This is a genomic window from Paenibacillus sp. CFBP 13594, from assembly GCF_014842675.1.
GTDB classification, from domain to species: Bacteria; Bacillota; Bacilli; order Paenibacillales; family Paenibacillaceae; genus Paenibacillus; species Paenibacillus amylolyticus_B.
Genome location: NZ_JACYVQ010000001.1, coordinates 53,576 through 75,543 on the forward strand (window position 1 = coordinate 53,576; position 21,968 = coordinate 75,543).

Consider the following 21,968-nt stretch of genomic DNA (forward strand, 5'->3'; position numbering starts at 1 on the left):
TTAATGGACAATAAAAGAAGAAAATAATACATAGAAAAGTCATGTTGCTACTTGGCAGCTTGGCTTTTTTTGTACTATAATTGATTATGCAACCAAACGTGTGATGTTCGTAAATAACCCAGTTGGGAGGTCGTACATTGAATCAATATGTAATAAAACACGTGGCGGTTTATCTGCGTAAATCACGTGGTGATGAGGAGAAAGATTTAGAAAAGCACAGAGCAGAGCTGTTGGCAATGTGTGGACAAAACAATTGGGCGTTTGTAGAATACGCTGAAGTTGGAACGGCAGACTCTATCTCGATGAGACCCAAGATGACTGAACTGATGAGCGATATTGAGCAGGGTATGTTTGATGCTGTACTTGTAATCCACATTGACCGTCTGAGTCGTGGTGATGAAGTTGATAGGGCAACACTGAGCAAATTATTTGCCAGATCTGAAACTCTTTTGGTTACTCCTCAAAGGGTATATGACTACAACAATGATACCGATATGCTCATGGCTGAATTTGAGGGTATGATGGCTCGGATGGAGTATAAGCAAATAGCAAGACGTTTCAGACAAGGTAAAGCGAGAAATGCCAAGCAAGGGCTATGGAGTAACGGAGTCCCACCATTTCCGTATATTAGAAATCCACAAACAGGAAGGGCTGAACCTGTCGAGGAAAACCTCCCTACATACAGATTTATGGTGGAAAAATGTATGAGTGGATGGTCGAGTACAGACATTGCTTGGGAACTTAATAAAATGGGAATCAGATCTCCTAGAGATGGAATGTGGAATCCAGCAGTCGTTAGAAGGATACTGTGCGATGAAGTTCATCTAGGTAAGGTGGTCGTGGGGAAGAAGCGAAAAATGTCCAACACAGGCGACTTGGTATACAAGCCCAAAGATGAATGGATCATTTATAATAATTGTCATACAGCAGTTAAGACTCAACTCGAACATGACAAGATTATGTTCATCATCAGTTCTCAGATTAAAACGCCCAAAGCAAGCCGATCTGGGAAAAATGCACTATCTGGATTAGTTATTTGTGGTAAATGCAAACACACCATGTCTATACAAAAAAGAACAGGAAGAAGTTATGACACATTAAAATCTTGTACTCATCGGAATCCATTTGGTGAGAGATGTAGCAACTTAGGTGACAAATCAGATGTGGTAACAAACTTCATTTTAAATGCTTTGATCATTAAAAAGAAACAAATTGAGGACGCAATTGCTGAAGGTTTGAGTTCATCTGATATGAGTAACCTAGCCGACATTGCGCAAACAAAAGTTCAAGAAATTAAAAAGCAAGAAAACGCAATTGAACGGATACACGATTTTTTAGAAGATGGAACATACACAAAAGAGAAGTATTTGGAGAGGCTAAATCGTGCAAATGAAATTCTCAATAAACTCGAAGAAGAATATAGAGTAATAAAGACACAACTTGATAATACCTTGAATGCTAAAAATGAAGATATGCTCATCAGCGTTAATGATGTACTAAATCAGATTTCAGAAACGAAAGACCCTAAAGAGCTTAATCGGGCTTACAAAAGTATCATTCACAATGTAATATGGGTCAAGAATGATTTCGATGAAAAGCCAACGGTAACCGTAAATTTTCTTTAGGGGTTTAATGTGTATAAAGGCTTTTAAATAGGCCCTGCTAACTGGTTCTTTCATCAACACCAGATGGTACCGTGATACTGCCAATCAGTAAGGTGGGATTCGGATTTGCTGCCGGTGGTAGTGATTTTCACGTCAATGGAGAAAGTAATGGCAAAAGTGGTGCTACGGGTACCTCTGCTGAACATGCCAGTTCAGCAAAAGTGGCTTCTCCATTTGGTGGAGGTAGTGGCGGCGGTGTATCCATACGTCCTATTGCGTTCCTGGTGGTAGGTAAACAGGGGGTACACATTGTGCCACTCGATAACTCCACACATCTGTTTGAGAAACTCATTGACTCTACGCCTTATGTTCTTGATCGAATTCAAGGCATGTTCCAACGTAATACAACACCAACGAATACAACAGATGTACCAGTAACACCAGATCCATCAACCTATAGCTGAATCAGTTGGTCATGATCCCTCCCGCATCCAAGCGTGAGGGATTTTTGCTGTTTGTTCAGCGAATGGTGAGGTGTTTTTTCGGTGGTTTCCGTATTACATGAGACTTATGTCTATGATCCGCCTAACCTAGACATGAAATAGGTTATTGAAGGGGGAACGTTAATGCACAGAGATACCGTGTTCATGGTTTTGTTTGGCTGGCTGCTATCGGCAGTCGTGTATTTGGTAGGAGGAATTGATCACCTGTTTATTGCAGTGACCATCTTTGTAGGGCTGGATTACATCACAGGGGTGCTGTCTGCATGGTATAGGAAGGAGTTATCCAGCAGGGTTGGATGGTGGGGGCTTGCTCGTAAGTCATTGACATTTGTTTTTGTCATTATTGCACATCAACTGGATATGGTTGCAGGCAATTCAAATGATTTTATGCGAGATGCAATGTTAATGTTCATCATTGGTACCGAAGGAATCAGTATTTTGGAGAACATGGGAAAACTGGGCCTGCCTGTACCGAAGTTTATCACTTCAGCACTCTTTAAGCTTCGAGGGAATGAAGATCAAGTTGAAGATAAGGAGAAGATGTCATGATACAGATCACTAAGGATTACATACCTGTGAATAAATACAGCCGAGCCGGACTGAAATTAAAAGCAAAACGTGGGATTGTGATGCATTATACGGCTTCTCCCGGGGCGCCCGCGAAGAACATTAGCAAATACTTTGCAAGTCTGGCACAGCAAGATTCCAATAAAGCAGTGAAAGGTCGTTATGCAAGTGCACATTTCTCGGTAGATCGAACTTCGATATATAACAGTCTCCCGGATGATGAACTGGCCTATCACTGCGGGAGTGCAACATACACGAAGGAAGCTCTGGCCAAACTTGGGACATATCCGAACAATAGTACAGTGGGCATTGAGATGTGCATTGAAAAGGATGGCAGTATCCATGAAGATACATTCAATAACGTTGTAGACCTCGCGGTATACCTAATCAGGCAACGAGGCTTTCCACCCGTCTTCTTCACACATAAAGAAGTGGTTGGATGGAAGGAATGCCCATTGCCATGGATTAAGCAACCAGGTGAATATGAAAGATTTAAGCAAGCAGTACATATAAAACTAAACCCACTACAAGAAATATCAGTAACGGAGGATGATGATATGAATACGGTTCTGGATTATGCACAATGGGCCTGGAATGAACTTGATCAGTTCATTGAAGATGCCTACAACGACAAGGTGATTGAAGATTGGGCATGGGTAGAGAAGGTACGCAAGAAGAAGTTAACCTATGGAGAATTGTTGTTACTGAAAGTTTTAATTGATGAGCGCAGACGTAAAAAGTCCTAACCGCGAGAGCAGTACATATTGATTAGGAGCTAAGGATGCCTCCTGGTTAACCAGGAGTTAAAGTGTGCCGGATTTTTCAAAAAATAAAAATGTTGTATAATCACGATATGGTCAGGATACTCAAGTTCATATTGGGTCTGAATCGAGGATTCATCGACGACTCCAATAACAGCGAGTTGATTGGTCTCCATCACATGTGTTGGTGTGGGTGAGCTCATACAACCATCCTTTCGTTTATTAAGTCAGAGTCAACAGGGGCGATGGAGATGTCCATGGTCCCTAGATGACCTATACGAGGCAGGATGGGGAAGGTTAAGCTGATCCGGTTCAAAAAGGGTTCGAAATTCAAAAAAAGCAGAACCCCACGTCGAATGTGATGTGGGGTTCTGCTTATGTAACTACTCTTTTGAGAACGTGTCCAGGGCCTCATCTGTAAGATGGAGTTCTGCGAAAGCCCTGCATATCTTTTGGAAAGATCTAATGGTATTTGTCTCGTACAACATCTCAATGGGATCAAAACCTAACATGACAAGCGAATCCACAAGTTCTGTCTGATCTACTTCTGTATGGTGGAGCGCTTCAAGCATGGTTTCAATAACAGTTAAAAATAAAATGGCTTTATTGACTGTCTCGATGGGTGTCCCCTCCTTCGTAATACTACTAGAATAAGCGGAGGAGGACAGAAAATAACGAGAAGGTCCAATTTCTCAGTGATGAATCTATTTAATCTAAAAGTGTGGAGAGAATAACTGGTTGTTGTAAATTAATATCTGATGATAAGCTCTCCCTTTGTATGTAAGATTAAGCTTTTTCGTTTACTTCGTGGAGAATGGAATCAATTAATTCATCATCAATCAGAGTGCTAGCTTTTTCGAGTGCCAACAGAATACCTTGCGGTTGTTCAAAAAAGACTGTAGAGAGAATAGGGGCAACCTCATCTAAATTAATCTTCTCAGCTTTGACCATACTGATCAAGGCAACAACGATCTCATGTCCCTCCACGTTACCTTCCATAAATCTTGTTCGTAAATGTGTTGCTACTATTTCGGTCTTTGACTGCGAGTACGCCATTACATTTCCCTCCAACGGTTTGAATATCTTAGCAGAGCTCCTCTTCATGCAAGTTTAAACCAGGTTAGATTAGGAGTTATCTTAACAATAATAAGGCAGATAGTTTAATTTATCAACAGCCACTAAATCAATAAAATCGGATTGGAATCACCGTTTTATCCAATAAAAAAGACCCGGAGAGGGTCATTTTTTGGGTCTGCCTTCCCAATAATCAGGAAATCCGTTGTAATCCCATGCGTTCAGATTTTCGCTGTCGGCTTGAATGGCAACATCTGCTCCGGAACCAAAGTCAACACCTACGGTTTGCAGTTCTTTGGCCTTAATAACCAGTACCTTACCGGGTGCACCTGCACACACCAGAGCAAGCTTCCACGGTGTCTGTTGGTAGATATGTTCCATTTGTTTGGATGCTGTGCTCACATGAGACCACGAGGGGCAGTCCACCGTTCCCACGATGCTTGTCCACCCGTATCTCCGCTCCAGAATTTCTCGATATTGCTCGGCCTTGGCTCCGCAGATCAGAATAGGCATGGTCTTGAAAGTTTCATAGAATAACTTAAATCGGGCGATGTAATTATTCTCAAAAGCATAGAAGGTCTCTCTGGGTTCAACTTTGTAATATGCAAGGCACATATCAAATAATGGCTTGAAATACCAGTGATCTGTTTGGATCAGGTGTCCAACGTAATCCGCTTTTCGCAGGCAGTGTACAATAATTTCTCTCGCACTCGCGTTGGGCAAGGTTATCCCGCAATAGGTAGGATCATTCAACCAGCCGTAATGAGACTTAATGAAATCCATAGTTAGAACGGCATCGTGGGCCAGAATGGTGTTGGAAGCATCCCCAAATCGAACAGAAGCATGGGCTTCTCCATCAGAGGCCATTTGGAACCAGTTGTGGATTAATTCTACACTCCCCAGCATGCCTGTCACCTTCTTTCCATGTGTGAATAATGGTTTGTTTGGTATACATATTCATCAACTCCTTCTGTACTAGAATAGGAAAAATGCTTCGTTCTCTCTCTTCTTTTGAGGAATCACTCCTTTTTTGTTTAATGTGCGAAGGTTATAGAGCAACAGTCTAGACTATGTAAAAAGGGAGAGGGGATGGACTGTGAAAAACGTATTTATAGGTAGTCCTGTACGAAACCGGGCTTGGATTATGGAACGACACTTGCAATCGCTTGAGCAACAAGCAGTGCAGAAGCATTATATGTATATCCTGAATGATAGTGAAGATCAGACGGAGCATATCCTTGATTGTCATCAGATTCCTTATCTAACTCATCATCTGGGGAGAACATATGGTCATATACGTGGACAATATTCCTATCACAATCTGGCGTTGTTGAGAAATATGCTTCTGGATGAGTTTCTGAAATCGGACTGTGAGTATCTGTTCTCAATTGATACGGATATCATTATTCCCGAGGGTAGCCTAGGGCAGTTAATGGATAATGACAAAGATATATGCTCCATGCTTATACGGAATCACCCAAAGTTAAAGGCTCATAATGCCATGATCGGCGGAAAACATATACCTGAATTCAAAGCGGGTTTGTTCCCGGTAGAACTGACAGGTGCCGTATATTTGATTAAGCGTGAAGTGATCGAAGCAGGGGTTCGATATGGTTCTCATCCAACAGGTGAAGATGCACCATTCTGTGAGCAAGCTAGAAGAGTGGGATTTGAACTGTTTGTAGATACTCGTTTGCGTCCCGTTCATGCCTATGCGGAAGGGGTGGAGTTGATTGCTCAATTGGTTGCTTCGTAGAAAACAACGAGAAAATCCGGTTTTTGAAAGTATAGAAATGACCATTGTCTACCCGCCCGCACTTGACTGGAACCTCTTGTTTCAACGTCCTCAGCAATTGATGACTGCCTTCTCCAATATTCCAGGTATACGGGCTATCTTTATCAATGAAGAAACGTACAGAAAGCAGAGCCGTCCGATTGAAAAGTTAAATGAGGATCTATTCCTTGTGCAGAAAGGTGTGAACTACGATCACCTGGTCAAAGGAAAGAAGGTACTCTGGTTCTCGAATCCAGGTCAGTACAATTATTCGGATGGACGAAAGTTTGACTTTACCGTATTTGATTACCTTGATAATTCCGCTGATGAGTTTGCTGTATGGAAATCCTACATCCCGAAATGTTTTGACCGTGCAGATCTTATTGCCACGACTGCCAAGGTGATGTACGAGGCACATAAACATGACGGCAAACCAATCTTTATGTGCCCTAACGGGGCAGATTACCAACATTTTGAGAAAGCGCGAGTCATTCTGCCCAAACCGGCCGACTTCCCCGATGTTCATGATGGGCAAAAGATTGTGGGTTTCCACGGTGCAATGGCATCGTGGGTGGATTATTCGCTGATTACCGCTATTGCAGATAAGGGATATCGTGTTGTTTTGATTGGAAACAATGCCCTCTATCAAAAAAATATTGTGCATCCCAATGTGACTTGTCTTCCGCACAAAGATTATAAAGTGCTTCCCGCCTACATTGCTCAATTCGATGTCTGTATCGTGCCATTCAAGTTGACAGAGATGATCCGGGGCTGCGATCCGATCAAATATTATGAATATTTGTCTGCGGGCAAACCTGTGTTGACAACGCGTATGGAGGAGATTGTTCATAAGTACAGCGATGTAACTTACTTTATGGATCAGCATAATTGCGGGGTGATGTTGGAGAAAGCGATTCGTGAAAATAGTGCTTCCAAAATTGCAGCACGAGTAAGGGTGGCTAAGTCTAATAGCTGGGATGGCAGGGCAATGGATGCTGTGAAGATGATTAATCAGGTCATAGGAGGTATGAGAAATGAAAAAGATATTTAAACGAATGTTTGGTAGCCAATCGACTACATCGACAATTGAGCTTGAAGAAATAGAGATTGACGCGACGGAGTTCAATGTTACGACATACACCCCAAACACGGATACAACGATTGTATATCTGCCTGCGATCGATTTTCATAGTGAACGATTCGGGCGTCGACCACAACGGCTGTTAAAAGCACTCGCGGAAGTAGGCTACAATGTAATATATATCAACTCCAGTGATGAGTTCTATCAGGTAGATGCCTTGGAGTATCCCCATCCGGAGCTTCAAAACTTTGTCGTAGCCCGTGTGGGCCATAATGTCCGTACGTTGTTTCAAGGTGATCGTGTAATCTATTGGGTGAACGATAGCCGGCTGGCAAGTTCTGTCGAGACAGCCTATCCTGATCTGGTCGTATTTGATTCGCTGACCGATCGGGATCAGTACGAGAAGCACAAACACAAGATGGAAGCTGTTGCTGACGTTGTCTTCATTACACCTGAGAGAATCTATGAGCATGGCAAATACTGCTCACATGTTCATCTGGTTACTGCCGATGAATTTGAGATCAAAGAACGTGCAGAACAGGTAGCGCAAATTATAGATGCTTTGCCAAACAGAATGGCCCCTCTAATGTAGGGGTCTTTTCTTTGACCTTTATTGGACTATTCCTTTTGCAAAGATGACAGGGCTAATCGTGCTTCAATATATTTCGTTTACATTATCGTTAGGGATTAAAGATAGCGTTCTACACTATAAAAAGCAGAGACGGTGAACAGCCAGACGGGTTAAACAAAATGGATCTCCCGATCATCAAGTCATTTACCTGATCCTGGCTTAAGCAAGTCTCCGTAGCTAAAATTACATACTATCCTAAGGAGTGGACTGTTCAATGGCTAAAAAAATGATTATCAAAGGTGTAGGTACGTTCATGGCTAAACGCCTTCCAAAAGATCCGATGGGCGAAATTGAGGTAGTTACCCTGGGTACCCTGCAAGATCTGAAAATTGACCTTAACGTGGAGCTTGAGGACATCTTTGGTGGTGACGGTCTGTTCGCCATTGATGTACTGGTGAAGTCCAAATCGATTGAAGTGTCGGCAACAGATGCCAAATTCGATCTGGATGCGATCCAGTTGATGATGGGTTCAACGGTACAAGAGCAAGTGAAGTCTTATGTATGGGTGCTGAATGAGCAGTCTACAGTGGCTGCAGGCGTATCCAATTCTGGCTTTGCTGAAGCCAAGCCAAAATATGCAAGTAAAATCTATGGAAGTAACGGTGGCATCACAGTTCGTCTCAAAGATTCTAACACATTGCTGAAACAACTCACATCCAAAGGAACGGCCGTGGAACCAAATGCGTTCTTCTACGACGAAGCGAATGGTGTAGTCATCTTGAATGCTGCTCATATCGAAAAGGAGATTGTGCTGAACTACAAACGTGAAGAAACTGTAGACATGGTTGACCTGTTGGTTGACGAAGTACCATTCCCAATCTCTGTCGTTCATCACGGTACGTTCCAGCAAAAAGATGGTTCGTATGCAGGGGTTGAAACCGAGCTGTACATGTGCCGTGCAAAAGGTACATTCAGCATCAATGCCCAGCGCGCTGCCGCTTCTACATCTGCCATCTCCTTGCAGATTCTTGATCCTGAACGTGCTGACGGAAAAATCGGCAGTATCAAACGCTTCAGCGCACCAAGCAAGATCTAATATCTAAATAAGGTTGATTGCTCCTGGCAAGGTATCAAACGGCATCTGTGTCCTCCCCTTCACAGAGCCTTGCCTTGCCAGGTTTTTTATTATATGGGGGAGAATGTCCTGGGGAGGTCTTTAAATTTATGGAAACCGAACAAGAAAAAGCCGAGCGTGAGCTTGCGGAAAAGCTAAATGAGGAAGCGGCGAAACGAATCAAAGATGATCCGGAAAACAAACGGGTGACTCCGGAGGAAGTGGAGGCTGCTGAGCGTGCATTCTTTGAAGATGATGAGATTATTACGCTGCGGGATCGACGGAAATATCGTATTCCGCCATGTAACCTGAAGGATGCACGCCGTCTGATGAAGTTGCTGAAAACGGTGAATATTGATGCCATTATTCTTAATTTCATTCCGACTGAGAATGACGAACTGGACGAAAAGCGGCAGCAGGATCTATTTGATGTATTGGCAATGGCATTCAAAAACTATCCACATATCGTGACCAAAGATGAGCATGGTGAGTATATCATTAATCGAGAGTATCTGGATGAGTACCTTGATCTGAACACAGCTCGTAAAGTCATTGATATGCTCATTGGACTCAATGGTTTAAAAAAGTAGAACGCACCGAGGGGGAGTCTTTGGAGGGAACCGAAATCCGTGATACGGAAACACAGGAACCCGTTCACTGGGGAGAAATCTTCTTCACCCTCCATAAACACTGTGGGCTGAACAAGTGGGAGATTTGGGAGTACACACTCCCTCAGGTTGCGGAGCTGTGCAAGTCAGCCGAGAAATATATTCAATTTGAGGTTGAACTTATGACAGCACCTCTTCGCATGTTCGGTGGCGGTGAGGGCGAGGAAGTTGAAGAAGATGGGACCGTCAGACGTAAAAGAACCTTCAATGACGAGGATTACACGGAGATATCTGAAGATGATATCGGTATGCTTGCACAAGCGCTCGGAGGATAAGAGAGAGACATCCCGTTTTGCCTAAATGAAGGTAGAACGGGATTTATGCATAAAGGCGGTGATTCTTTTGACTGAAACAGAAGGACAAGGAGATAAACATTCATTAACACAAGAAATATTAACGGATAAGGATCAATTAACTGGACAAAACGCAGTACTGAAAGAGAGTTCCCCTTCAGGGGTTAGCACACTGATTAGACGAGTGGAGACAATCAGAAGTGATATGCAGTCGCAAATGATTGAAACGCTGACGACCGATTTGGAGCACTTTTATCGTGGAGCGTTCAGTGAAATGAAGGATGTGTCTGCAGCTGGCTCACAGGGGTTGATAGACTCCGTGATGAATACGATGAAATATATTTCAGCAGGTGAAACCAAGGGGTACTCATCAACATTACTTAAGAAATCCCTTGACTCGTCGCAGCAGATGGATCAACAGATAAGCCGAGCCGACCAAAATTTGGAGCTTAGATCGTCTGGGACAACGCATGACAGAGGGCAATTCACACAAACCGGAACGGTCAAAAATCTGCAACGAATTGCACTGCAACATGGTATGGATCAGGAAGATGTGGGTCTTGCCTATCGTATTGGTTCTCGTAATTATGATCATTCATCTGAAGCTGTCGCGTTTGCTGAAGAAGTAGCCAAGCTGCATTCAGCGGGCAATATGGATGTAGAACAGACGGCAATAGGTCTGGAAGCTGTTACTCCGGCATGGGGAAGCAGTAGCTTTGATCTGTCCCGAGTCACAGACATGATGATCAGAGCTTCAACGATGTTGGATGTTGGCATTCAGGACTTGATGGATATGATGCGTCAGACCCTTCCAAAGGTTGGGAACCCTGATGAAACGTTTGCACAAGAGGATGCATTAGCCAACTGGATTAGTAAGGCTGGATTGTTGGTTCAGTCAAAAGGAGATCATCCTCAGCAGGGCTTTGCATCGAATCGAGTTAGATTCGATCTTCTTGCTGAACAATTGAAGGCTACGGATGCAGACGCGTCGATCCATCAGCGCACTGGCAGTAGAGACAACCTTCAATTCCGACAACGAGAGATCGAAATCACTTTTCAGATTGCAACACATGAGGCGATGCAAGGGTTGAAAGAGGAATTTGCCGAGATGGGCGATTATCTTATCGCAGTCATGCGGTTAATTGGAGATCGTACGGGTGGCATTGTTGATCATATGGAATTGCTTAACCGAATTATGGATGAAGTCGGAGTTCAGGTTGCGTGGGATAAGTTCGGTGAAGTGATGAATGAAGGCGATCAGAAGCGATACAATGCTACGAATGCGGATCCAGGGAAAGTCGAAAATACGGGGAGCGATGTTCCCGAGCCACTTCGAGTCGTGGATGTGCAACGTGCTGGTGTAGCGCAGGAAATGGGCAGACAGCAGAGTCGTCTGCAGACTCTGGAACATCGCAGAACAGAAATTCAAAGTAGGGCTGCCGCCAAGAAAGATGATGTACTTCAGGCACGGACTAACCGAGATCATAAACATAATATGTACAATCAGGCTGTACAAGATGGGGATACAGCGGCTTCTTCCATTCATGCAGAAGAACGTGACGAAGCTGAGAAGCGAGTCAAAACGTATAGTCGAGAACTTCTTCTGTTGCGAGAAGAAATGCATTCACTCGATATTCAGATTGCAAAGACGAAGCGAAGTCTTGAGTTTCTAGGCCGAGAACTGGATGACACGAGTAGAGCAATGATGCAACTTGAACACCAAGCTAGAGTTTTGATGATGGCGATGGATGACATGGACCTGGATGCAGTTGAACTACGAAACAAGTTGTATTTCCTTAATGCTGAGTTTACATACGGTTCAACCGATGTTCAGCGCTACGAATCCGAGATCCAGAAGCTGCGTAAACAGTCAACTCTATTAAACGATGTTCTCTCCACATTGAGAACCGAAGTCAATGAGTTAAATGCTTCCTTTAGACAAGGCATGATCGATGCTACAGCATACATATCCAAACTGAAGGAACTCGAACAGGTTCAGCTAGCGAGTATGATGAGTGGTCCAGGAGGATTGTTAGTTGTTCCAGGTGCAGGAAGTGGTGGATCCCCTGTTAAGGATGACAAGGAAGATTCAGCAAATAAACCTTTTTTAGAGAGACATCAAGATTTTATCAATGACGTAATTAAGGATATGGCTAAATCAAAGATTGAGGAAGTTATGGATTTTGGTTCAGAAAAGAAGAAGAAGGACAAGCCCAAGCGACGAGGGATAAAACAGAGATTCGAAGATATGAAAGAAGTCGGCAGTAAAAAAGCATTTTTTAACGGTCATGCACCTATTCGTGACAAGGACGGGAATGTACTAAGAGGTCCGGATAAACCTGATGGAACCCCTGGAGATATCCTTACCCAACGTGATATTACAAGCGAGCGTAAGAAAAAAGGAGACATTCCAGGGAAATTAGCAAAGCTCGGCAAGTTCGGTAAGTCTATACTGAAACCCCTAAAAGCTGTTCCTTATCTTGGTGCTGCCATGACTGCTGTGGATGTAGTGTCCGGTCTTGTTGATCCGCTGAGTAATATGGGTAAGTCAGAAGCTGAGAAGCAAAGTATTCGTGCAACAAATAAAGAGGAACTGGCCAAGGATTTTAAAGATATGGAGCAGTCTTCAGTTGTAGGTAAAGTGTGGAAAGGCCTTAACCTTGGAATGGATGCAGTTGTTAAGGGAGGAATCAGCAGCCTATTTGGTAACAATGCTACCAATAATAAGTTCGGGGATTACTGGAAGGGATTTAAGGCGGTATGGAGCGAAGACGGCGGAGATGCAGTTGAGAAGAAACTGGGCAAGGAATACAACTACAAGCAGGAGAAAAAAGAAGCCCAGATTCAAATGGATAAAGAGTCTGGAAAGCCGCCTGGGGACAGCAAACAACAACAACCGCAGATACAATATATTCAACCTCAAATGCAGTATATTCCTGCTGCGGGCGGAATAGGTACCATTGCTAACGGCTATACGCCTCAGCCACAGAGCAATGGCATTGATGAAATGATTGCCAAGATTAATCGGCAGCTTAACAAATCGACAAGTGATAACGAAACCAATTACCAAGTCACTCGATCCCGTCTGTTGATTAGTGGTGTTCGCGAAGATTCTGGTCAGATGCGCGCGCTAATGGAGAAATATTTGCAAGAAAATATCAAGTTCTTCGATAAGGCCATTGCAAGTTTACAGAAGACGTACGACAAGATGGCTGAAGGTAAGGAGAAAGATGAACTGGGCCTGGAGATCAATGAGAAGAAACAGCAGAAGGCACAATCAGAGCTTGAACTGAATGGTGTCAAAAACAGCCAAATTGATGAGCTTAGACGCAAGATGAATGATCAGTTTGAGTTGACGCAGTTGGACTATGATAAACGAATGTATGATCTCCTGGCGGCTAATGGGGGTAAGGAAGATGCACCAGAATTAATTGCATTGAACAAATCCCGTGCATCAGAAATGAACTCACAAATAAGTTCGATCAAGCAAGATTGGAAAAATCTGCTGAATAGTGGTGTGTTTAAACCGGGCTCGGATGAATATATGCAGATTTTTAAACAAATCCAATCATTGGGTGTAGAACAGTCCAAAAATTTGTATGAAATTAGCAAAAAAATGGATAAACCGATATCTTCATTCAACATTCCAGCAGGTCTTAAGGTCATGGATTACTTTGATTACATGACCACGAACAATACACATAAAAGTGTGATGGTTGGTTCGGGTGATGTTACGGTTCATGTGAACATTGATAATATGACAGGCAGCACAAAAGATGTGGAGAGGCTGACATCTACGTTGGATAAAACACTGCGGCAGAACAGTCCTGGTATTGCAAACCGAATGGCCAGCAATGTTGGTGCGAGAATGGGAAGTAATCATATCCCCAGATAAAATAGGTAAGGAGGGCGTCTGATATGACTCAGCAAAATCCGTTTGGCTTAGTTAATGACCGGTATAAAAGAAAGCTGTATGTAGATACGGGCATGAAGTTCGAGCTAGTAAACGGAAGAATAATTGATCCGTACTCTTCACTTTCGCCCAATCCGCAAGTGAGGGAAATTAAAATGATTAATGCTCCCTCGCATTTTCATCAGATGGGCGTGTCTTCTTACAAGGCGATCATTAACATCCTGTTTAAAGATAAGCAATCCTATCACGACTACGCGATGTACGTAGGATGGACACACAAATTTTATGATGAGAAGGGTAATATCTATGTTGGTGTTGTAGAGTCCATCAAAGTCGACCCTATTTTCTACCATCAGGATACGATGGATAAGGATCAGAAGGGGTACAAGGTCGAATTGACCATGACCCTGATCAAAAAAGATGGTTATGACCGTAAGAGTGCAATACAGTTTCAGGATTTACAGACGACAGAAGGCAAGGACCACTGGGCAAGAGATTCCATTGAACGCTTGGCTGATTTGGGACTGACGGTTGTAACACAATTGGATGGCACACCCATTTTATATTTCAGACCGGAAAACTTCATAACCAGAGCAGAGTTTGTTACTTTCCTGATGCGAACCAAGCGTCTGCTGGAACGAACAATTCGAGAGTAGGGTGACCTACTCTCTTTTCTGTCTATTCTAAAGATAGGAGGTGTTTATCATACGAAAATGGGTTGATGTAAACGAAGGGGACTGGTTCTATAACGATGTTATGGAAGCCACGAATATGGTTTTGGAAGATGGTGAAGTCTTTGTTGCCGGGATCAACTATAACAAGTTTGAGGAAGGCAAACCTTTTGTATATGAAGAAATCAAGGGGCAAGCGGGGCAAACCTCATTCAGTCTGCCTGTGCTGATTAAACCAACAGATGACAACCCACTTTATGTGTTTATTGACGGTGTTCAAACGATCTACCAAACGGCTGAAACCAATAGTAAGGGATTAACCGATGTGGAGTTGTATACCGGTGTAAAAGCAGGACAGGTGGTGTCCTTCTGTAGTTATGGTGAACCGTTGCTGGACAGTGCTTGGAAAAGGCCACCCGTGTCCTGGACTGGAGATCTGCCCAGAGCTGTACTTAGTGCAGCGACGACCTATTTCTACGATCCATTCAGTCGTAATCATCAGGAATATTTGTATGCAGCAGGCCAACCGCTTCGCAGGCTCAGTATTCCTTCCGAGGTATGGGCAGACACCATGGGAGACGCAGAGGCAGTAACCAAAATTGCAACAAAGGCGATTGGTTACCGAACGGATGTGTATTGTGTCAGCCCTGGGGGCTCGGTGTTTCTTCCTTTTAATCTAAACGGTGTCACCTGCAAGTTCAATTATTGGACGAAGAATAACAAGTTCATGAGTGAAAATATCAAAGCGACAACCCTCAAACCAGCATACAACAATTGTTTCTTTCCTAATGCCATTATACAGCGGGGAGAAGCCTTTCATCTGATTAATAAGTTACGCAAGGTGTTCTATGCCAGATTTACGGACATGGAAGCACCAACGACGGAGATTAATCAGCCTATTACGGCATTTCAAGGTCAACGGGTGTTTAGGCTTAACGGCAATTATCCGGCAGGTAAAAAGAAACTTAAAGTTACAGTGAAATTTAAAGACGAAAAAAAAGATAAAGACCAAGAAACACCGGCTTATTCGGAAATTGACAACCACACGGTTGTTTTTAACCAACCTTTTTCAGAAGGCGACGAAGTGACGTTCTATTATCTCAAAGATGTGAGCGAGAGGTTCGCAGACGTCGGCAAAGATTCGGCCATTTATTATCGGGACAAAAAGGAGCGAGTTGTACAGAACAAGGATGCCTTCTGGAAAATAGCTGTCTCGGAAATGGAAGACGAAACATTTGCGAACAATGATCCACTAATTGCTGGCATTCCGATCAATAACAAGCTGGATGGTGCAGCGATAGTAACAGATATGGGGAGACCTACAAATGGCACAGAACAGGCAGAGGTATGGTTCCTTGGGAATTCCGCTATGACCCGGGCTGAAGCCGTAGCTTTCCTGGACCGATTCATGAAGTGGACCATCGAGCGATTCAAGTAAGGGGGAGATTACAATATGATTCCAATTTCGGATGAGGTTATGAATGTGCTATCCCAGCGTCTGAAGCTGGGGGAAGGAGCGCTTCCCAATATCCGGGTCGAAGTAGATCGGCTGGCATTTATCCCGGGACGGACAGAAGAGTTCAGGCATATCGTAACCGAGCAGGTACCCATCATCAGTACAGAATCCGTTTGGGTGGATGAGTCGAGTAATGGTATATATAACGGTTCGACTCAAGCGAATGCTCAGGAGATTTTTTTTCCGGTTAAGGGTAAAACGATTGATAGTATTACAGTTACAGATAATTTTGGCTCTCCTCGTGATAAAGGTACAAGAATTCATAAAGGTATTGATTTGTTTGATGAGATTGGAACGCCGATTTTGGCTGCATGGGCTGGAAAGGTTGTTCGAATATCCTATAGTAAAACAAAGGGTGCTGGTAATGCCGTAAATATAAGACATGCAAACGGTGTAATCACTAAGTATTTCCATTTAAAAGAGATACTCTGTTCGGTGGATGATGAAGTAGCTCAAGGGGCTGTCATTGGAACACTAGGCAATACGGGTGGCGTATATACCGGTGGTCATAAGGTGTCTGCGGCTGAACGTGCGGTGGGCAAGGGACGACATCTACATTTTGAAATTTGGGAAGGAGTCAATCCAACAACGAGAACTGGAGAAGGTGGTAAGGCAGTTAATCCTCAATTGTATTTCAAGGGACAGCGCAAGTTGCACGGAAATGCGAAAACAACATTTACTGATATAAAGCCGGTTCAGGTCGAAGGATATCCTGGAGAGATCAAACTGAATGAGAAGTTCGACAAGCGAAACTGGCATGAGAAAAACGTTTATACAATCGGATTGAAATTTTCGGATTATGCCAAGATTGAATCGGGCTGGACTATGTTTGATTCAGGAGGCAAGTTGCTATACACCTTTGAAGGCAAAGCTGCCGTAGCTGAATTTGAGATTAACGTTACGAAACTGAGTATGCCTACGCAAGGGCTGCTTAGTATTGGAATGGGGACTAATTTTAGTGAAGCAGAAGGGGATTCTTTTGCTGTGGTGATTGATGGTAAAACGTATGCCTATGTGAATAAGTTTAACGGGGCATATGATCTGACCAAACTCACGGAATTGAATAATATTGTGATCCCTGCAAAAGCCAAGAGTATCAAGATTAAGGTGACGTATGGGGGCAAACAAAACTCCACTGTCCCAACCGGGTCTGTTCCTGCTTCAAGTAAGAAGTATAAAAAATTTGCCATTGATTATATTCGCATACAAGAGTTGTTGCCTGCTCCGTTGAAGAATCAAAAGAGTGAAGAAGGGCTCGATCCGTCTAAAGGATATTATCAAACGAACAGCTACACAGATTTTATCAATAATAGAAGGATCGAGACGGATGTTATTCAGGTCGGATCTTTTGTCTATATGGACACACAGGTTCTTCCCAATATTATTAGTGCCGAAATCGATGACCAGTTTGATTCTGAAGCCAGGGAAGCACGGCTGACCATCTCCAATCCGAGAGGATTCTTCTCCCCGGATTATAATCCTGCTCATTTTCCTGAGCTTGGGGGTGTGCCGTCTCCATGGTCTTATTTCGCAAACGGATTCCATATCGGGGTGCTGAGTGAAAATACACCGATACGCATATATATGGGATATGGTCAGCACATGATGCGGGTATTTACTGGACTGATTGACAAGGTGGACATCAATGGCGAAGGCTCCACGCTGGAGATTACGGCCCGAGATATGTACAAGCGCATTATCGAGAAAGTCATTTCCGAGAAAAAAGCTTATCCAGAAGTAGATGAGATTGATAATGTGCCAGATCCGGTGCCGCCTGCAGCAGTTGGCACGGACCGGACATCATCCATAATTCAGGCCGCACAGGCCCAAGCTGCAGCGTATGGTGTACCTGATCATAAGTTTTTGCTTGCGATATGCAGGCACGAGACCGTTCTCGGAACACAAGGTAAGGGTAAAGATGAGAACGGCAGCTTTATTCTTGGATATGGCTGTCCTAGTGAGGGGCCGTGTACTGAGAAATACGCAGGTATTCAGGAGCAAATGAAGCGCGGAGCAGAACGGATGTCCAAGGCGCTGGCGTCCAGAGGGAAAAAAGTGAGTTCCAAGGCGGATGTACTTTATTTCCATAATGGTGGAGACATTGCTCCCATGACCTGGAGTCAAGATCGGGAGAATTGGGTGGACAAGGTATGGACCTATTATCAGGAGATGCTCGCAGACCCGGCAAGCTGGACCATTACAGCAACCTCCACTCCGGCAGTTAATCCAACACCCGCTCAGCCTGTAGAATTTGAAAAGCCGGCTTGGGTCAAATCAACCGTTGTACTAGATCTGGTTAAACATGCAGGTATGGTGGGTTGGAGGGCAACCAGTGAGGATCGCTCTTATCCTGATTACGTGATTGACGAGACCTATCTGATTGAGGTGAATCAGAAGACGGGTAGGGTCATTGTCCCCGTACCGGGTCAGGAAGGTGAGTTTGAAGTTAAGGACGCAAGTACAGTGCTGACACCGAACGGATGGCTTAATCCATTTATTGAGGAGTATGGCAGGACGTTTGAGCAATGGTCAGGCAAAGTTACGGAAGCCGTTCAGGAGGTAATCTCGGAGATACCGTATCGAAGCTACTGTGACCGTTATGGTACATACCGACTGGAACGCTTGAATTATGACAAACCTGTCGTGGCAGAGTTTTCCGAGAATGACAATTTGATCTCCATTACGAAATCCACGGATTGGTCCAGAGGAAGAAGTCACATCGTTGTTATCGACTCGAATGCTAGTCAGAGCAGTTTCGTGGACAAGGAGATTTTGCTCGAACTCAAAGGAGAAATCCGAACCATGGTGCTGGCCGTTCCTTGGGCGAAGACGGTTGAAGCCAAAAGACAGGTGGCAGAGCGAGCTTTTTTTGATATGAAACGGATGTGCCGTACGCTTCAGGTATCCATTCCTGCGAATCCTGCGCTTGATCTGCTCGACAACGTTATTGTGACGGATAAAACGACCACCACACGAGCTGTTTATACGATTAAAAGTATTAAAACCAGTTATTCGGTCGACCGTGGCATGTTACAGGTCATTGATATGATGTGGGCAAGAAAGGGAGTGATGGTGTAATGGCCGGCATTGTGAATGAAAATATTGTATTTCCCGTACTGGATCTCATCCACCGGGAGCTTCGCAAATATAGCAGTATCTCCAATTCGAATGTTTCTCCTCTTGAAGGTGAGCCTTCCGTTACATTGTATCGGGAGCATATGCAGGACCCCGACAGGGTGACTGGAGCAGACCTCGTCTATGAATCGGCATGGAAGGTTTCGATCTGGATGAAGTTTGGCTCAGAGGATGAGGAAGACTTTCCTTTCGGAGTGGGCTATTCCCATCCGGATTATGATTATTACAAGTATTTCAGGTTAACGCAGGTGACGGCCCGTACATATGATCCAGCTGGAGAGTCCATGTTCACTTACAATATTGGTCTAAATTATGATGACGAGGGACGCTTAACTGGAACGAGCGTAAGTCGTATATAACATGTAGGAGGTGGTTCCATGGCATTTAATGTATCTTACATCGCGGGTGGCGTCATCGACAAAGTGCGCGAGCTGCCGTACCCACACTTCAGTAAAAAAACGATCCCGTTCATTCGGGGACAGATGTTGGACATTCCGGCGGCGAAGACCACCAAGTCTGATACGTTCACCTTGGCGTATGACACGGAGTTTCTGAGCATTGCATTTGCTGCGAGCCACTACTGTGTCGGCGATTACTGGGAGCTGACGATCGGGACTGAAAAGGTGTGCCACACCATTTATGCGAAGGAACTTCCCGAGTCGGTTTCCATGGGGAACAGTTTCGGAATTGTCTACCCGATTCCGGCGGGAACGACCATCACGTTTGACTTTTTTAACGCGGTGGCTGAAGCCAAGTCGGTCTGGTACAACATCAAATTTTTGAGATAAGGAGGGTGACGATGGCACTGCAAAAACCGCAGACGAACTTTGCCGCTTATATTGACGGAGAGTCGGAAGCACAAAAATTGATCAACACGCTGGCCGATGAAATCGTAGGTGCTGATATTCCCAGAGTAGAGGGCGGAATTGACGCCAATCGCTGGGAGAAGGTATACGAGGCAGAGCAAGATTATTGGGTAACTTATACCCCTAAAACTCGGCCTAATATCCAAGGGAAGTACCTTCATACGGATGGTAACTTGTATGATGTGATTAAAATTCCTGACTACAGTAAACTTAAGTTTAAAGATGGAACACCAGCTGTTGAAGATGATGGTTTTCTTCATGAAGTAAGTTCCGTATATTGGGATCAAATTGTTGAGGGTAGTAGTCGTCCCGCAGTCAGAGAAAAGGATTACGGTAATTACAGAACCGGTAGAAAGATTCAAGTTGTTCAGTTTTCTTATACAGATAAGACTGGAGCTAATATTTTTGTAGACGTTCCTAATCAGCTGGCTACATTGGTAACAGACTTGACGAAACCTGACGGGGTTACTGCCTATATCGTAAAACAGAAGCAAACACTGAGCACGGGTGAAGAGGTTTACGTGAATGACTGGAATGAATTTGAGTTAGTTACGGAGCTTCCTGGTGACTGGAACTATAGTCTTAAAACGGCCTATCAGTGGGAATACGTAAGATATTTTGACTATTACGGAGACTGGACTTCTTTGAAATCTAGTATTGTGGAACCTGGTAAATCAAAATACACGTTTACTGAGCGTTATTATACAGCTGATCCCGTTCATGATGTGCCTTCTAGAGTAGTGGTTAAAGGTACGCCAACTGTACCAACAGGAATTCCTGTGCGGGAGTACTCTGTAATGTTGGAGCAACCAACTAATGATTGGAATTATATTAACATTTATTATGGCGAAGAGTTTGAAGGCACAAATACAAGTGGAGATTCAACAACCACATACAGAGGAGCTTGTGATCCAGCTACGGTTAAACCGGGGTTAACACCTACAGTTATAGATCAAGCCAAGGCACAAGCCATTTACGAGATGTGGAACACAGATACGATTGTCAAAACATTCATCCCACCGTCCACGAAGTGGAAGTTGGACTATGATGGCAAGACCGAGATCGTAAGCCCGGCAGCTCGCTTTTTCCACGGCAGACATTCTACAACATCATGGTTGCCTAACAAAAAACGCAGACCGGATTACCTGGTAGCTTACACTTTATCAGTAAATAATGATCGAGTAGTACTTGTTCTAGAAGGTGATCCTTCACCGAACATTCATAGCTATTACCGCAGTTTTGGATACATAGGCAAGATCGTTCCGTTCAATGATTACGATCATGGAGGAAACTTCGGTGTCACTGTAGGTATGGGTGATCTGCGAACAGATATGACAGGTTATACGAAAAATGATATTCTCACGGATCTTAATCCGGATAACTATGCCAAATATGGTGAGTACACTTCAAATGGCATGGACTCCATGTCCATGTTGAAGACACGCAGTAATGTCTTGTTCCAGCGCTATTACCCGGCATTTATTTCGCATCTTCCGAACTATCCTTCTGTGGGTAAACTTCCCCCAGGTCTTTCGAAATTGATTGTAGATACAGATGGGTTCCAGAAATCCCTCTGGACAGGGAAGTATCATGCAAGTCCAATCTACCTTGTTCATCAGGCAGAAGGATATCGGGGTTATATGGACGGTGTAGTTGCGATATACGACCATAACCTGGTCAATCGCGATGAATTAATCGTAGACACAGAAATTCTGAAAGATCCTTCCAAACCTGCGTTGGGTACATGGACAGAGGTTTACAAGTTTTTCAGTATCAAGAGTCCGTTGAATCTATTCAAGCATTCCCCATCACCAGATGTAATTACGATTGCATTTTTGAAAGAGATAAAATAAGGAG

Annotated in this window: 19 protein-coding genes and 1 pseudogene; 17 read left to right on the plus strand and 3 right to left on the minus strand. The window is 43.8% G+C overall.

Annotated elements, in window-relative coordinates:
* Window positions 1-137: 137 nt before the first annotated feature.
* From IFU39_RS00465 to IFU39_RS00480, 4 genes and pseudogenes are all read left to right on the plus strand, one after another.
* Window positions 138-1,625: a recombinase family protein gene (locus IFU39_RS00465; RefSeq protein ID WP_192130955.1), complete on the plus strand. Its 1,488-nt coding sequence runs from the start codon at window positions 138-140 to the stop codon at window positions 1,623-1,625.
* A gap of 56 nt (window positions 1,626-1,681) precedes the next feature.
* Window positions 1,682-2,068 (plus strand): annotated as a pseudogene (locus IFU39_RS00470) (spore germination protein GerW family protein); the annotation flags it as partial.
* A 162-nt stretch (window positions 2,069-2,230) separates the two neighbouring features.
* Window positions 2,231-2,656, plus strand: a complete 426-nt coding sequence (locus IFU39_RS00475) for a phage holin family protein (RefSeq protein WP_036607828.1) — start codon at window positions 2,231-2,233, stop codon at window positions 2,654-2,656.
* On the plus strand, window positions 2,653-3,420 hold the full coding sequence (locus IFU39_RS00480) for a peptidoglycan recognition protein family protein (protein WP_105599495.1): 768 nt from the start codon (window positions 2,653-2,655) through the stop codon (window positions 3,418-3,420). The genes IFU39_RS00475 and IFU39_RS00480 overlap by 4 nt, the downstream gene beginning before the upstream one ends.
* Before the next feature lie 29 nt (window positions 3,421-3,449).
* Here IFU39_RS00480 and IFU39_RS00485 read toward each other — a convergent pair whose 3' ends face one another.
* The 3 genes from IFU39_RS00485 to IFU39_RS00495 all read right to left on the minus strand — a co-directional run bounded on the left by IFU39_RS00485 (window position 3,450) and on the right by IFU39_RS00495 (window position 5,415).
* Window positions 3,450-3,638, minus strand: a complete 189-nt coding sequence (locus IFU39_RS00485) for a hypothetical protein (RefSeq protein ID WP_146117051.1) — start codon at window positions 3,636-3,638, stop codon at window positions 3,450-3,452.
* A gap of 583 nt (window positions 3,639-4,221) precedes the next feature.
* Window positions 4,222-4,491 carry a hypothetical protein gene (locus tag IFU39_RS00490; RefSeq protein WP_036607821.1) on the minus strand — a complete coding sequence of 90 codons (270 nt, stop codon included), beginning with the start codon at window positions 4,489-4,491 and terminating at the stop codon, window positions 4,222-4,224.
* A gap of 183 nt (window positions 4,492-4,674) precedes the next feature.
* The gene (locus IFU39_RS00495; RefSeq protein WP_192130956.1) at window positions 4,675-5,415 is read right to left on the minus strand and encodes a GT-D fold domain-containing protein; all 741 of its coding nucleotides are present in this window, start codon (window positions 5,413-5,415) and stop codon (window positions 4,675-4,677) included.
* Window positions 5,416-5,605: 190 nt separating this feature from the next.
* Here IFU39_RS00495 and IFU39_RS00500 point away from each other — a divergent pair, with 190 nt between their 5' ends.
* The 13 genes from IFU39_RS00500 (at window position 5,606) to IFU39_RS00560 (ending at window position 21,964) form a co-directional block, all read left to right on the plus strand.
* Window positions 5,606-6,265 (plus strand): glycosyltransferase family 2 protein, encoded by a 660-nt coding sequence (locus tag IFU39_RS00500; protein ID WP_192130958.1) that lies wholly within the window; start codon window positions 5,606-5,608, stop codon window positions 6,263-6,265.
* Window positions 6,255-7,334, plus strand: coding sequence for a glycosyltransferase (locus IFU39_RS00505; protein WP_192130960.1), 1,080 nt, complete (start codon window positions 6,255-6,257; stop codon window positions 7,332-7,334). The genes IFU39_RS00500 and IFU39_RS00505 overlap by 11 nt, the downstream gene beginning before the upstream one ends.
* The gene (locus IFU39_RS00510; RefSeq protein WP_192130962.1) at window positions 7,318-7,956 is read left to right on the plus strand and encodes a hypothetical protein; all 639 of its coding nucleotides are present in this window, start codon (window positions 7,318-7,320) and stop codon (window positions 7,954-7,956) included. The genes IFU39_RS00505 and IFU39_RS00510 overlap by 17 nt, the downstream gene beginning before the upstream one ends.
* 253 nt (window positions 7,957-8,209) lie before the next feature.
* A complete protein-coding gene (locus tag IFU39_RS00515; RefSeq protein ID WP_192130964.1) occupies window positions 8,210-9,031 on the plus strand; it encodes a hypothetical protein in 822 nt (273 codons plus the stop codon).
* A 128-nt stretch (window positions 9,032-9,159) separates the two neighbouring features.
* The gene (locus IFU39_RS00520; RefSeq protein WP_076331342.1) at window positions 9,160-9,639 is read left to right on the plus strand and encodes a hypothetical protein; all 480 of its coding nucleotides are present in this window, start codon (window positions 9,160-9,162) and stop codon (window positions 9,637-9,639) included.
* A gap of 20 nt (window positions 9,640-9,659) precedes the next feature.
* Complete coding sequence (locus tag IFU39_RS00525; RefSeq protein WP_197997652.1) at window positions 9,660-9,992, plus strand: hypothetical protein; 333 nt, start codon at window positions 9,660-9,662, stop codon at window positions 9,990-9,992.
* Between the two features lie 67 nt (window positions 9,993-10,059).
* Window positions 10,060-13,905, plus strand: a complete 3,846-nt coding sequence (locus IFU39_RS00530) for a hypothetical protein (protein WP_192130966.1) — start codon at window positions 10,060-10,062, stop codon at window positions 13,903-13,905.
* A gap of 23 nt (window positions 13,906-13,928) precedes the next feature.
* Entirely contained in the window at window positions 13,929-14,579 is a 651-nt protein-coding gene (locus IFU39_RS00535; protein ID WP_192130969.1) for an S-layer homology domain-containing protein, read from the plus strand.
* Window positions 14,580-14,679: 100 nt separating this feature from the next.
* Window positions 14,680-16,032: a hypothetical protein gene (locus IFU39_RS00540; RefSeq protein ID WP_192130971.1), complete on the plus strand. Its 1,353-nt coding sequence runs from the start codon at window positions 14,680-14,682 to the stop codon at window positions 16,030-16,032.
* A gap of 15 nt (window positions 16,033-16,047) precedes the next feature.
* Complete coding sequence (locus IFU39_RS00545) at window positions 16,048-19,188, plus strand: M23 family metallopeptidase (protein ID WP_192130973.1); 3,141 nt, start codon at window positions 16,048-16,050, stop codon at window positions 19,186-19,188.
* The gene (locus IFU39_RS00550; protein WP_192130975.1) at window positions 19,188-19,604 is read left to right on the plus strand and encodes a hypothetical protein; all 417 of its coding nucleotides are present in this window, start codon (window positions 19,188-19,190) and stop codon (window positions 19,602-19,604) included. The genes IFU39_RS00545 and IFU39_RS00550 overlap by 1 nt, the downstream gene beginning before the upstream one ends.
* An 18-nt stretch (window positions 19,605-19,622) precedes the next feature.
* Window positions 19,623-20,033, plus strand: a complete 411-nt coding sequence (locus tag IFU39_RS00555) for a hypothetical protein (protein ID WP_192130977.1) — start codon at window positions 19,623-19,625, stop codon at window positions 20,031-20,033.
* 11 nt (window positions 20,034-20,044) lie between these two features.
* Window positions 20,045-21,964 carry a hypothetical protein gene (locus IFU39_RS00560; protein WP_192130979.1) on the plus strand — a complete coding sequence of 640 codons (1,920 nt, stop codon included), beginning with the start codon at window positions 20,045-20,047 and terminating at the stop codon, window positions 21,962-21,964.
* The last annotated feature ends 4 nt before the right edge of the window (window positions 21,965-21,968 follow it).

What these genes read in the sequence shown, in the direction of transcription:
- IFU39_RS00485 (WP_146117051.1), bottom strand. Translation starts at nt 3,638, where the DNA reads ATGAGCTCACCCACACCAACACATGTGATGGAGACCAATCAACTCGCT.
- IFU39_RS00520 (WP_076331342.1), top strand. Translation starts at nt 9,160, where the DNA reads ATGGAAACCGAACAAGAAAAAGCCGAGCGTGAGCTTGCGGAAAAGCTA.
- IFU39_RS00535 (WP_192130969.1), top strand. Translation starts at nt 13,929, where the DNA reads ATGACTCAGCAAAATCCGTTTGGCTTAGTTAATGACCGGTATAAAAGA.
- IFU39_RS00495 (WP_192130956.1), bottom strand. Translation starts at nt 5,415, where the DNA reads ATGCTGGGGAGTGTAGAATTAATCCACAACTGGTTCCAAATGGCCTCT.
- IFU39_RS00540 (WP_192130971.1), top strand. Translation starts at nt 14,680, where the DNA reads ATGGAAGCCACGAATATGGTTTTGGAAGATGGTGAAGTCTTTGTTGCC.
- IFU39_RS00515 (WP_192130964.1), top strand. Translation starts at nt 8,210, where the DNA reads ATGGCTAAAAAAATGATTATCAAAGGTGTAGGTACGTTCATGGCTAAA.
- IFU39_RS00480 (WP_105599495.1), top strand. Translation starts at nt 2,653, where the DNA reads ATGATACAGATCACTAAGGATTACATACCTGTGAATAAATACAGCCGA.
- IFU39_RS00555 (WP_192130977.1), top strand. Translation starts at nt 19,623, where the DNA reads ATGGCATTTAATGTATCTTACATCGCGGGTGGCGTCATCGACAAAGTG.
- IFU39_RS00510 (WP_192130962.1), top strand. Translation starts at nt 7,318, where the DNA reads ATGAAAAAGATATTTAAACGAATGTTTGGTAGCCAATCGACTACATCG.
- IFU39_RS00560 (WP_192130979.1), top strand. Translation starts at nt 20,045, where the DNA reads ATGGCACTGCAAAAACCGCAGACGAACTTTGCCGCTTATATTGACGGA.
- IFU39_RS00475 (WP_036607828.1), top strand. Translation starts at nt 2,231, where the DNA reads ATGCACAGAGATACCGTGTTCATGGTTTTGTTTGGCTGGCTGCTATCG.
- IFU39_RS00550 (WP_192130975.1), top strand. Translation starts at nt 19,188, where the DNA reads ATGGCCGGCATTGTGAATGAAAATATTGTATTTCCCGTACTGGATCTC.
- IFU39_RS00490 (WP_036607821.1), bottom strand. Translation starts at nt 4,491, where the DNA reads ATGGCGTACTCGCAGTCAAAGACCGAAATAGTAGCAACACATTTACGA.
- IFU39_RS00545 (WP_192130973.1), top strand. Translation starts at nt 16,048, where the DNA reads ATGATTCCAATTTCGGATGAGGTTATGAATGTGCTATCCCAGCGTCTG.